We start from the raw sequence: 12,779 nt of genomic DNA on the forward strand, positions 1-12,779 counted from the left end.
TTGGCATAATCAATCCCTTACAGCCCTTAACAATAAAGGGTAAAATCATAATTAAGCGATTAACTACGTGGTTTAAAGGGCTATTAATATTTATCATTTTTACTGATGCTCTTGCTTCAAAGCCACTATGATTCAAATTAAACAATAACGAGATGGATACCATTATGGGATGCTGCGACGTACCAGGCCTTATGCCCGTTGAAACTGCAATTGAAAATATTCTTGAGCAAGTTTCCTCTACAACTACAACATCAACGGTAGCATTAGCCGATGCAATGGGATTAGTGCTAGCGCAAGATATTCTTTCGCCTATCAACGTACCACCATTTGCGAACTCGGCAATGGATGGTTACGCGCTTCGTGCTGAAGACTTAGCAAATACAGATACATTGATATTAGCGGGTAAATCTTTCGCTGGTGTTCCATTTGAAGGTGAATGTCAGCAAGGTCAATGTATACGTATTATGACAGGCGCTGAAATGCCTGCCGGTACTGATACCGTGATTATGCAAGAGGAAACGTCTGTTGATGGCGAGAACATCACTTTTAATATCAAGCCAAAAGCGAATGATAACGTGCGCCCAATTGGTGATGACGTAAGCCTTGGTGAAACTGTGCTAGTAACAGGTACACGTTTAACAGCGCGTGAAATGCCTTTACTTGCATCACTTGGTATTGCCGAGTTTGAAACGTACCACCGCCCTAAAGTGGCTTTCTTTTCTACTGGTGACGAATTACGCCCAGTAGGCGAAACACTAGAAGCTGGTCAAATCTACGACAGCAACCGCTACGGTATTCGCGCCCTATTAGAAAAATTTGGTTGTGAAGTATTAGATTTAGGTATTATTCCCGATTGCCCTGAAAAACTGCGTGACGCATTTTTAAAAGGCTCAACAGAAGCTGACGTATTAATTACATCGGGTGGCGTTAGTGTCGGTGAAGCGGATTACACCAAAGATATTTTAGATCAAGAAGGTCAAATCGGCTTTTGGAAAATCGCCATGAAACCGGGTAAACCTTTCGCGTTTGGTAAAATCAATAATGCTTGGTTCTGTGGCCTACCAGGCAACCCAGTATCAGCAATGCTGACTTTATACCAACTAGTACAACCTATGCTGGCGAAACTAGCAGGTAACAGCCAATACCAACCGCCTGTTCGTGTAAATGCAAAAGCGACAACAATGTTTAAAAAACGTCCTGGTCGTACCGATTTCCAACGTGGTATTTACAGCATTAACGCTGAAGGTCAATTAGAAGTAGCAACAACAGGCAATCAAGGCTCAGGTGCCTTTAGTTCAATGCACCTTGCTAACTGCTTTGTGGTTCTAGAGCAAGAGCGTGGTCGTGTTCAAGCAGGTGAAGATGTAACTATAGAAATCTTCAACCACACCTTGTACTAAGCAAACGGTATTTCTAATGACAATAGATAACACGAATAACGTTGAACTGACAGATAATGAAATGCTGCGTTATAACCGCCAAATCATTTTGCGTCAGTTTGATTTTGAAGGCCAAGAAGCATTAAAGGCTTCTTCTATGCTTATCCTTGGTGCTGGTGGTTTAGGCTGTGCTTCTACACAATACTTAGCCGCTGCTGGTGTGGGTAAATTAACCCTGATTGATGATGATAAGGTTGAAGTTTCTAACCTTCAGCGTCAAGTGTTACACCATGATGCTACGGTTGGCCAATTAAAGGTTGATTCTGCAAAAGAAGCGTTATGTCGTATTAACCCATATCTTACGGTAGATACCATAGCCAAACGCTTAGCCGATGAAGCGTTACTACCACTCATTGAAAGCCACGACATTGTTTTAGATTGTAGCGATAACGTTGATACCCGTAATCAACTTAACCGCCTATGCTTTAAAACCAAAACGCCGCTTATCTCTGGCGCAGCAATTCGTATGGAAGGTCAAATCAGTGTTTACACTTACCAAGATAACGAGCCATGTTATCAGTGTTTAAGTGCCCTATTTGGTCAACAAACATTAAGCTGTGTTGAAGCGGGCATTATGTCACCCGTTGTCGGCATCGTTGGTGCAGTTCAAGCAATGGAAGCAATCAAAGTGGTTGCCAACATGGGTACACCATTAACTGGTAAACTACTCATGCTAGATGCGCTCACAATGAGCTGGCGAGAAATGAAGTTAATGAAACAACCCACTTGCTCAATTTGCGCTAGTTGATCATATCCGCTGTATATCACATTCAATTGTATATACAGCGGTAATTCCTTTAACCCGTCACTGCTTTACTAACGACTACCACTAAGTCCCCTAGCCGATCGGTTTCACACAACTCGTGCTCGAATTTATATCTCAAGCATTTTTTTGCTAAAACACCCTGATACAAAATAAAAATTACGGGATGAACATGTTTAGTAAAAAGATCTTAGCAGTAGCCTTGCTTGCGTTGTCATTTAATGTCTCTGCAACCACAGACGGCATTCCAGCATCAAAAAAAATACTGATAGATAAGTTATTGGCACAAACGGGGCAATCCGCCGTTGCTGTCGGTAAGCAATATTCTGATTTGTTCACCCAGCAAATGACCTTGATCTTAAAGCAATCTAAACCCGATATTAATCCCAAAGCGTTTGACATTGTAGAAGAAGAGATCAATGCCATCATGGATGAAGAGTTTGTTATTAACGACAGCTTCAAAACCATGATGTACCCAATCTACAATAAGCATTTCACTGAAGATGAACTGCGTAAAATGATTGAAATTAACGATACAGAATTTGGCAAAAAGTTAATTCGTGTAATGCCACTTATCAGTCAAGAAGGCATGTTAGTTGGACAAGAATTTGGACAGAAATTAGGTCCGAAGATTCAAAAACGTATAACCAAACGTTTTAAAGAAGAAGGGATAAAGTAAACCGTTTATTCTCGGGTATTAAAAAGCCGACTGTGACTATTTTTCTAGTACTCAGTCGGCTCTCTTATCCAATACTATTTTTCACTCTGCTACTAGAGCAATAAAATAATACTCACAATAGCTGCACTCATTAAGTTTGCCAGTACACCAGCCGCAACTGCGCGGATACCGTATTTCGCAATAAATGGACGGCGCTCAGGAATTAAGCTTCCCATACCACCAATCAAAATAGCCAGCGTTGTAATATTGGCAAAGCCACATAATGCAAAAGTAACAACAGCAAGGCTGTGTGGCGATAAGGTATCCTGCACTTTAATCATATCAATGAAAGCAACAAACTCGTTCATCACTACTTTCTGACCAATTAACGAACCAGCCGTTACCGCCTCGCTCATTGGAATACCCAGTAAAAGTGCAACTGGTGCAAACAGGTAACCAATCAACATTTGGAACGTTAAGCCATGAATACCAAAGAATTCACCAATATCGCCTAACAAGCCATTAAATAATGCAATAACACTGATAAAAGCAATCAATGTTGCACCAATTGTCACTGCCATACGCAAGCCAGACATTGCACCATCAGCCAACGCTTCAACTACATTGGTTGCTTTAGGAATTTCAACACTGGTAATTTCATTCGCTGGTAGCTTATTCTCACTCGGTGGCATAATGATTTTTGACATTAATAAACCAGCAGGCGCAGACATAAACGCAGCGGCAATCAAGTAATTTAAATCCACCCCAACAGCGGCATAGCCCACCATCGTAGAACCTGCAACAGAAGCCAAACCACATGTCATCACCGCAAAAAGTTGTGAATCATCCATAGATTTTAAGTACGGTTTAATAACCAGTGGGACTTCAGACATGCCGACAAAAATGTTGGCACCAGCAGATAATGATTCAGCACGACCCGTACCTAAAATACGTTGCAGCGCACCACCAAAAATATTAACGACTTTCTGCATAATGCCTACGTGATAAAGCATAGAAATCAGTGCAGAAAAGAAAATAATAATACCAAGTACATTAACGGCAAAGACAAAACCGATACTACCAGTCGCCAAACCGCCGAATAAAAACGACAAACCATCTTTACCGTAATCAGTTACATAAGTAACACCGTTACTTACTGCTTGCAGTGCTGACTTACCAGCAGGAATGTAAAGCACGATCAACGCAAATAACACTTGTAGTGCAAATGCAATGCTAACCATTTTTACAGGAATACGCTTTTTATCCGTTGAGATAAGAAACGCGATAAGAAGTAGAACACATATACCTAATAGAGCAATCATTGAATGAAATTTTGTTGTTACCCAAAAGAGGGTTGCATTGTATTTACACTATAAATACAAGCAAGATCACATTGTTAGTAAGTTGTTACCAAAAGAGTGGTAATTCTAAACTTATTGCGCCAATAACAAAAAAATACATTTTATATCAACATATTAAATTTAAATGCATTGTTTTTATTTCCATATAAAAAAAATAATTTGCTTTAACGCAATAAAATCGAAAATATCCGCGTATTTAACAAGCATGTGGGTGCTGTTATTTTCAACAAAAAATACTAATTCATTGCACGACAACCTATCACTTACGCCAGTTTACTTATTTCTAGTGCGCATCACCTTTATTGCTGAGAGGAAATAATGAGATCTGCCCTACACTACTGACCCAATGTTGGTTTACTCAAAGAGCTATAGCGCATGATGCTTATTGAGTTATCAGTTCTTATCTTTTTGTCGGAAAGCATATAAATGATGAGGCTTGGGGAATACATTACTACGCACTTAAAAATATAGAGCCAAGCTTTAAATCGTTTAGATCTGATTATAAAAAAACTGGAACCTTCAAATGCTTTGTTAAATTTCTATTTTCCGCAGTGTTGCATTAGCTAGCAACACAATTGAGTCAGCTGAAATACGCCTTACGCCAAAATAGCCACCTGATGACGAAAGTTGATGTACCTGAAGTGAATCTGAGTTAAGTTTTTCAAACCAATATGGGGCTAAAGAACATTGAGCAGAACCTGTAGCTAGATCTTCAGATATACCAATTTTGGGCGCGAAATATCTTAATACATACCCATTTTCACCATTCGCTGCTGTCACGATTAAAGCATGATAATTACTAAGCTGTTTAAAGCGCATATCATCAGGCTTAAAGCTTCTTACAGATTCTATAGAAGGTAAGACTAAAACTAAGTCTCGAGTTGAAAAAGCCTCAATGGCATCCACAGACAAGTCCGATATTTCTGATGGGACAGCACATGTTTCACCTTTCCAACTAGGCAACTCAAGAGTATATACACCACTCTTTTTAGCAATTGATACGTCTCCATATTTGCTACTAAAAAGTACACTGTCGAGCTTGTACTTAGAGATAATCGCAGCACCAGCTCCTAAGCTTCCATGGCCACACAGGTTAATTTCTCCATCCATTGAAAACCAGCGAATGTGAAATTTCCCATTATCTTTCATAACAAAAGAGGTAACTGGCAGTCCTGCTTTACAAGTTACTTCCTGTAACTCTTCATCAGAAAGCCAACTATCTAGCTCTAATACACCACAGGGGTTACCAGAAGCCGATTCACCACTAAACACATCATAAATATCTAATTTGATAATCCATCATCCTTTTTACCATTTAACGCTTTTTAAAACTTAAGGTCAGCTATACCGAAGCCGCGCCATACTTACTATAACGCTTTGTATTAAGAAACTTGAAGGGATAATGAAAGGAAGTTTTCATCGCTTTCAGTCACTTTATAGCCAAGAGATTTGTAAAACCTTACTGCTGACACATTTCTAGTAAAGCTTGATAAGGTTACATGACTACGCCCTTGCTCTCTCGCTATCTCGTGAAGCATATTCATTACCCTTTCACCCAATTTTTGATTTTGGTATTCTGGAAATACAATCAATAAATGTACATGAAGTGCATTCTCGTAAGGCTTGAAGCATAACATTCCAACTTGTATTTTATTGAGATAAATCCAATAAAACCAATGCGGCTCATAGTCATTTTTTAAACGATTGAACTGAAACTCATCACACCAACCAAAAACGTCATCAATATGCGTATAAAGCCCTTGTTTCACAATAGAAAATAGGCTTTCAAAATCATCTATTTCTATTTGTTTTAGTTGTATATCCATATGCCTCATAACGTTTAAATAACGCCTATTTACTTGCCAAAAAGGTTTGAAATACCTAAATAACAACACTTCAATGAAAAATGGCAGCGCGAGTAAACGTCCTATACAGGCTCTCGTTATAATTAACTAATCCTCGTACCGAAGAAATCTATACTTCTGTGTACCCGATTCGTCATAAACGCCTTTTTTGTAGCATTACTTTTGACCCAACTCTTATAGGATAACCTTGGGGTAGCCTAACTTTTATTGCCTCTACTCTATAGGTATAAATACAAGTAACCAATGTTTATTCCCTACTACTGTATGCATCGTGACACGATCCACCATCCTTCCGCTACTGACTTCGATACTATTTATGCTAGTGTTACGAAAAATAGTAAAAAAGAAGAACATTAAAATGAAACGTATTGTCTTATTTAGCCAGAAAAGCTGCTCAAACTGTAAAGATGCACAACAGTACATGACGAGCAAAAACTACAGTTATCGTTTGGTTGATATCAGCTCACCCAAAGGAAGAAAAGAATTTAATAGTACTGGTGCTAGGTCTGTGCCTGTTTTAAAAGTGGGTGATCAAGTGTTAATTGGCTGGAATATTACCAAGTTTGAAAAAGCATTAAAGTCGAAAGACTAAGAAGCTATTTAACTGAATTTCCCGGTAATTTACTGTTATTTCAAGTATAAAAAAACCGACAGCATGTGTCGGTTTTCTTTTACTCAATTTATCGAGCAAGTTATTAGTCGTTGTCGTTTAAGCGAATACCTTCTCGCTCAATAACAATCAACCCTTTTTTGTATAAGCCACCAATGGTTTTCTTAAAGGTTGCTTTACTTGTACGGAAAACTTGGAAGATTTCATCAGGAGTTGATTTATCACTCACAGGGATAAAGCCACCTTTACGCTCTAACGAGGTTAAGATTTTATCCGCTAGATCGTCAACACGATCTTTACCCATTTTCTGTAGTGATAGGTTTAACTTACCATCTGGACGAATTTCTTTAATGTAAGCTTTTAATGCTTTACCAATAAATAGCTTACCAAATGATTCTGTTTTAAAGAAAAGTCCCCAGTGTTTACCTTCAACCACGGCTTTAAAACCAAGATCTGTTACTTCAGCAATAATTACCTGCACTTCTTGACCGATTTGGTAAGTTGCCGGTGTCTTATCTAAGTAACGGTTAAATTTAGTAGTACCCACAATACGACCAGACGCTTTGTCTGTGTATACGTGAATAACCACTTCTTGACCTTCTTCTAAACGACGGCGTTGCTCACTAAATGGAATAAGCAAATCTTTCGTTAAACCCCAATCAACAAACGCACCAATGTTGGTTACACCTACTACACGTAGCTTTGCGAAATCGCCAACTTGTGCATAAGGTTCTGTTGTTGTTGCAATTACTTCGTCATTCGAGTCGAAGTAAATAAATACCTTTAACTTATCGCCTAGCTCGGTACCTGCTGGAACTGAGTTCTTAGGTAACAGGATATTACCGAAGTCTTCACCACCATCAAGAAATACGCCAAAATCTACTAGTTTGACGACTTCTAGTGTGTTGTATTTTCCAATTCTAATCATGTATCAGGTACTCTCTGCGTAGGCAACGACACGCGTTTGGTGATGTTGCTTCAATATCTTTATCAATCAATTTATTAGCTGCATGATGAATTAGCTATATCTCGCTAATCAATCGGCTATAATGCACGTGTTGTGCTTAGATTGCTGCATTATACGTGATGTTGGTTCGCAACGCCTGACCTATCTGCATTTATTTGATGATTTTTCATGCTATCAGCGCAAACTTATATAGTTAACAGTAATATTTAAAACCAACTTATTCTAAAATTAATAGATTAAGTTATTGTTGTAGATCTTGGAGGGTATCAATAAGTGATCACTGTCGATAAAAAAGATGGGCATAAATTAAAAATATCCCATGTTATTCAAGAAACAACCAATCGGCAGCTCGATATGTACATCTTCATTCCCGGTGAGCTTGGTTTAAATGCCAATATCATTTCTGAAGAAGAGTTCTATCATAACGCTATCCACGGTAAACGTACTTATTTCAGTGATATTAATCACCTTCCTCTTGTTCATAGTCGCCTTGCCAGCCGTGGAAAGTTATCTATCGAACAATACCGTTTAAGCTTAAGCCTTTACGCTTATCAGTATGCACTAGCGCTAGAAAAAGCCACCAATGATTTATTAAATCAAAATGATAACCTGACATTTGAAGACGTTGAAGAATCTGCCAATATCTCTGTTCGCATTTTAAAGCGTTTACGTCGAAATATTCCAACCGACAAAAAACTGCTTAAGTATTACGAGAATATTGATAACTATCTGTCTTGGTTTACTGAGCAGCGTTTCCTTCAGTTAATTTCTCATCTTCCGCGCGGCAACGATTACAACACCATTAAAGCAACATTACTTGAAATCTGTGAATCTGAAACACAACACCGCATTAAGCATAATTACAACTCAGCTAAAGCGATGGAAGATCCAACCCGTATGTCGAATAAAATGCGACTATTACGACGTTTGATTGAATACCCTGTCACAATGAGTGAGAAAACCATTGAGCTGGGTACAAGCACAAAAAAAGTGGTAACAGGCGCTGCTGCTGGCATTGTGATGATTTTTGTCACCATGATGCTGATAAAAGCACGTGGTATGCTGGGTGATATTACTGCATCATTTATTTTGGTGCTATCGCTAATTTATGCGGCACGTGAAGTATTTAAAGATGATTTGAAAACCATGCTCTGGCGCTGGCTACGAAAAGGAAAAGCACGTTGGCGGAAGCAGTTCTTTGATGCCAATACAAGCCATTTAATTGGTCGACAGCTCGAATGGCTTGAATATATCAGCTTCGACAGTTTACCAACCGATATTCGTAAAACGCGTAAACATAAGGTGTCTCACCGTGAAGAAACTATTCTTCACTATAAAAGTACCAGCCGTATGTCACCAACAAAGTTTTTAAGTGGTTATGAGCAAACACGAGAATCGATTATTTTAGATTTACGTACTGTTGCGGCGTTAATGGAAAAAGGCTCTCAGCGTTTATACCAGCTTAATGATGGTCAAGTAACAAAAGAGTCAGTGGAAAAACGCCACCTATTTAACTTAATCACCAAAGAAACAGACGAAGATAAAACAGTGCGTATTCAGCGTTGGAAAATTATCATGAGTCGTTCCAAAATTGTGGATATTGAGCCTATTCTCCCTCCAGAGAAAAAACCAGTTGCGGAAGCTCAAACCGCGAAGGAAAGCGAAAAAGCACAAACAGCCTAACACTAAAAAAGCTCACTGTTGACGATATTAATCGCGCAATAGTGAGCATTTTACTGTGACATTGAAAATTATGCTGCGCGTACAGAAACTGGTAATTCTGCGCCTTTTTTGGTTAAACCAAATTGCCACACATTTAAATCACGACAACGGAATGCTCCAGCGCAAGATAGTAAGTAATAGCGCCACATACGATAGAAACGCTCACCATATTTATCTGCTAATGCCGGCCAAGCTGCTTCAAAGTTATCATTCCAAGCGACGAGTGTTGTATCGTAATCAGGGCCAATATTCTGTACATCTTCAATATTGAAATAATCTTCAGCTGACGCACCAATTTGCATCATTGATGGAATCACACCGTTAGGGAAAATATACTTATTGATCCAAGGGTCAACTGACGTTTTTGATTTCGGACTACCAATGGTGTGAAGTAAGAAAATACCGTCTTCAGCAAGAAAACTGTATGCAGATTTAAAGTAGTCTTCGTAGTTTTCAGGGCCTACGTGCTCCATCATGCCAATAGAGACAACGCGATCATAAGGCTGCTCTGGTTGATATAAGCGGTAATCTTGAAGAATAAAGTTAACTGGTAAGCCTTTCTCGTCTACTCTCGCCTGACCAAGTGCTGCTTGTTCTTTTGATAAGGTTAAACCGTCACAAATAACACCATACTTTTCAGCAGCAAAGATCATAAAGCTGCCCCATCCACAACCAATATCAAGTAAACGCATTCCCGGTTGTAAGCCCATTTTGCGGCAGACTAAATCTAGCTTTGCTTCTTGCGCTGTTTTCAGGTTATCACTGTTTTTCCAATAAGCACACGTATAAGTCATGCGTGGATCGAGCATCGCTTCAAACAAATCATTACCTAAGTCATAATGAAAAGGCACATCCTGAGTTACACGCTCAACACTTTGTGGGTTAAATAATTGCTTAAGTTTAGAAGCGCCGGCTTTTAACCCTAGTTGTATTTTTGTAGTGGTGGTTAATCTATCTTCGATGCCAGCATGTAATACACGAGAAATCATTTCATCAATAGCATCACAATCCCACATGCCATCCATATAGCTTTCACCAAAGCCTAAAGAACCATCTTTTAATACGCGATCAAAAACACGCTCATCATGAATTTTAATATCCCAAGGACGATTACCATTAATTTTCACATCAGCAAAATCTAAAATGTCTTGAAAAAATTGATTATTTGTCATTTTGTATACCACTACTTTTTATTTGTGTGACAAATTGCCCTTTTGTATTTATATTCACAATATGAAAAATCAAAAACTAATTTTTAGTTAATAATATCAATAATTAAGATAATAATATTACAGAAAAACAGTGTAACGATTTTCTAATTAAGAATTGAATAATATTTCTTTTCAATTAACGCTCATCAACGTATATTTAGCTCAATTTCTTTCCATTATTTCGACATAATCATGTCAAGCTAACAAAGCATAAAGGAGCATGCAATGCGTCTACCAATGACGTCTTTACTTATCATTGATCCTCAGTATGACTTTTATGATGTTCCCGTTAATGAACAATTCACATTAGGTTCAGCATCTCAGAAGATTACTATTTCGCCAGCACTTCCCGTTCCTGGTGCATGGGAAGACGCTAACAAACTTGCTGCATTTATTTCAAAGCAACAAAAGAATATTAATCAGATTATTGTGACACTTGATAGCCATCATGAATACGATATAGCTCATGCGCCATATTGGAAGAATGAAGCTGGCGAGCATCCAGCCCCATTTACTCTAATTAGCCATCAAAACATTATGGATGGTATCTGGCTGCCTACTGATCCAACGCTTTTAAATCATGTTCTTAATTACACTCAGTCATTAGAAAAAGAAGGGAAATATAGCCTTCTTATCTGGCCGACCCATTGTGTGATTGGTTCTGTTGGACACGATATCGTTAAACCTATTCATGCTGCTATTCATGCTTGGGAACAGCAAGCGAATACGCAACATATTAGTATTACTAAAGGAGAGAACCCGCATACAGAGCATTACGGTGGATGCGAAGCTGAATATCCGTTAGAAGACGATAAAAATACCCAATTTGATCCTCAACTAGTCGAGCTAGTTAAGCAAAATGATCAGGTTTATATTTCGGGCCAAGCTCTTTCCCACTGTGTTGCCAGTACAGTTGAACAAATGGTAGAAAAGCTCACAAATGAAGAGATTAAAAAACTAACAATTTTAATCGATACCACCAGCCCTGTTGCTGGATTTGAACAACAAGCAAAAGATTTTATAAATAAAATGTCATCTATTGGTGTAAATTTTGTAACCACATCGAACTTATAAGGCTATTATTGGTCTGGTAAATGTATGATTTTTAATTATTTAAGGTGCAAAATGAAAAAATTACTGTGTTTATCTCTTATGATTGGCTCTATCTCCCCTGCGTTTGCGGCTAAACATAACAATGATGAAATTTATGTCTGCACCCTTTCTCCGTTTACCGACACTTTTGCAGATGCCGCAAGAACTGAAGATGCAGCCCGCTATAAAGTTTCACAGCGCTGCTTAAAGTCACAAAGTGATATGTTTTGCCGAGCACAAGAAGCTAATTGCTTTACAACTTCGCTATCAGCAAATAATGACCACAACTCGAATAAATCAGTGAAGCTATTTAGCAAAAAGAATCAAAAAGGCCATTCCATTGATATCAATCGCGATCAGCCTAACTTTTTCGACACTGATTTTAATGACAAAATGGTGTCATTTAAGATCCCATCAGGCTGGAAAGTTCGCTTTTACGAAGATATTAACTATCAAGGTAAATCCTATACCTACAAAGGTGGCAAAGATAATGCCGATGGTTTTGAGCACGCTATCAGTTCAATGAAGATTTTGAAAAAGTAATATTATAAATATAAGCCCTATAATCATTGGTTATTATGGGGCTTTATTTGCATAATTGACGAAACACCTTCGGATATTTAAATACGTTAACAGTTCCATTAACATTAACGAAAATCCAGTCACTGCCTTTTATTAATGGGATATACCATTTTGCATCATTTTTAATAATGACTAATGCAGGCAATGTTTTTATCTTCATAATAAAAGCATCATTTTCTTGATACATAGCCTTTAATGGCAGCAACTCTCTTCTTTCTATCTGTAAATAGAATTGAGCAATATTTTTTTCTACTGCTTGTAAATCACAACCATTATTATCTTTATGTTGATATAAGACTTTGCCTAAATCTTCTGATTGATAAACCACATCAGATTGAACGTTACAACCATAAGTCAGCATCAATAAAAATAATAATGGTGCGCACGAAGAAAGTGTTTTCACCATATACGCACCTCACTCTAATTATTTATCTTCTATGTTATCAATCAATATCTTACTATCGTATGCTTTTTCATCTTTATCTACCGCCTCTATTGCTAGCGTTACA

At 38.1% G+C, this 12,779-nt stretch carries 13 protein-coding genes; 7 read left to right on the forward strand and 6 right to left on the reverse strand.

The features are described 5' to 3' along the window. The first annotated feature begins 164 nt into the window (after positions 1-164). The 3 genes from moeA to CTN01_RS06440 all read left to right on the forward strand — a co-directional run bounded on the left by moeA (position 165) and on the right by CTN01_RS06440 (position 2,881). Positions 165-1,400, forward strand: coding sequence for a molybdopterin molybdotransferase MoeA (moeA, locus tag CTN01_RS06430; protein WP_045147750.1), 1,236 nt, complete (start codon positions 165-167; stop codon positions 1,398-1,400). A gap of 16 nt (positions 1,401-1,416) precedes the next feature. After that, positions 1,417-2,187 (forward strand): molybdopterin-synthase adenylyltransferase MoeB, encoded by a 771-nt coding sequence (moeB, locus tag CTN01_RS06435; RefSeq protein WP_045147752.1) that lies wholly within the window; start codon positions 1,417-1,419, stop codon positions 2,185-2,187. A 187-nt stretch (positions 2,188-2,374) separates the two neighbouring features. Next, positions 2,375-2,881, forward strand: coding sequence for a DUF2059 domain-containing protein (locus CTN01_RS06440; RefSeq protein WP_005367603.1), 507 nt, complete (start codon positions 2,375-2,377; stop codon positions 2,879-2,881). Positions 2,882-2,973: 92 nt separating this feature from the next. On the opposite strand, the gene CTN01_RS06445 is transcribed toward CTN01_RS06440, so the two are convergent. From CTN01_RS06445 to CTN01_RS06455, 3 genes are all read right to left on the reverse strand, one after another. Further along, positions 2,974-4,182 (reverse strand): NupC/NupG family nucleoside CNT transporter, encoded by a 1,209-nt coding sequence (locus CTN01_RS06445; protein ID WP_045147753.1) that lies wholly within the window; start codon positions 4,180-4,182, stop codon positions 2,974-2,976. A 570-nt stretch (positions 4,183-4,752) separates the two neighbouring features. Next, positions 4,753-5,493 (reverse strand): PhzF family phenazine biosynthesis protein, encoded by a 741-nt coding sequence (locus CTN01_RS06450; RefSeq protein ID WP_045147755.1) that lies wholly within the window; start codon positions 5,491-5,493, stop codon positions 4,753-4,755. Between the two features lie 110 nt (positions 5,494-5,603). Next, positions 5,604-6,056: a GNAT family N-acetyltransferase gene (locus CTN01_RS06455; RefSeq protein WP_045147756.1), complete on the reverse strand. Its 453-nt coding sequence runs from the start codon at positions 6,054-6,056 to the stop codon at positions 5,604-5,606. 388 nt (positions 6,057-6,444) lie between these two features. Between CTN01_RS06455 and CTN01_RS06460 the strand changes: the two genes are divergently transcribed. After that, on the forward strand, positions 6,445-6,678 hold the full coding sequence (locus CTN01_RS06460; RefSeq protein ID WP_005367599.1) for a glutaredoxin family protein: 234 nt from the start codon (positions 6,445-6,447) through the stop codon (positions 6,676-6,678). 103 nt (positions 6,679-6,781) lie between these two features. Here the strand turns inward: CTN01_RS06460 and CTN01_RS06465 are convergent, their stop codons facing one another. Then, a complete protein-coding gene (locus tag CTN01_RS06465) occupies positions 6,782-7,624 on the reverse strand; it encodes a CvfB family protein (protein WP_005367598.1) in 843 nt (280 codons plus the stop codon). Between the two features lie 312 nt (positions 7,625-7,936). Here CTN01_RS06465 and CTN01_RS06470 point away from each other — a divergent pair, with 312 nt between their 5' ends. After that, a complete protein-coding gene (locus CTN01_RS06470; RefSeq protein ID WP_045147758.1) occupies positions 7,937-9,346 on the forward strand; it encodes a hypothetical protein in 1,410 nt (469 codons plus the stop codon). Positions 9,347-9,414: 68 nt separating this feature from the next. On the opposite strand, the gene cfa is transcribed toward CTN01_RS06470, so the two are convergent. After that, positions 9,415-10,557, reverse strand: a complete 1,143-nt coding sequence (gene cfa / locus CTN01_RS06475) for a cyclopropane fatty acyl phospholipid synthase (RefSeq protein ID WP_045147759.1) — start codon at positions 10,555-10,557, stop codon at positions 9,415-9,417. 264 nt (positions 10,558-10,821) lie between these two features. On the opposite strand from cfa, the gene CTN01_RS06480 reads away from it, so the two are divergent. Beyond that, on the forward strand, positions 10,822-11,670 hold the full coding sequence (locus CTN01_RS06480; protein ID WP_045147761.1) for a cysteine hydrolase family protein: 849 nt from the start codon (positions 10,822-10,824) through the stop codon (positions 11,668-11,670). A gap of 51 nt (positions 11,671-11,721) precedes the next feature. Continuing rightward, the gene (locus tag CTN01_RS06485; RefSeq protein WP_045147763.1) at positions 11,722-12,231 is read left to right on the forward strand and encodes a beta/gamma crystallin-related protein; all 510 of its coding nucleotides are present in this window, start codon (positions 11,722-11,724) and stop codon (positions 12,229-12,231) included. 43 nt (positions 12,232-12,274) lie between these two features. Here CTN01_RS06485 and CTN01_RS06490 read toward each other — a convergent pair whose 3' ends face one another. Then, a complete protein-coding gene (locus tag CTN01_RS06490; RefSeq protein WP_045131754.1) occupies positions 12,275-12,676 on the reverse strand; it encodes a hypothetical protein in 402 nt (133 codons plus the stop codon). Positions 12,677-12,779: the final 103 nt, after the last annotated feature.

Source organism: Photobacterium angustum, assembly GCF_003026365.1.
Taxonomy (GTDB): domain Bacteria; phylum Pseudomonadota; class Gammaproteobacteria; order Enterobacterales; family Vibrionaceae; genus Photobacterium; species Photobacterium angustum.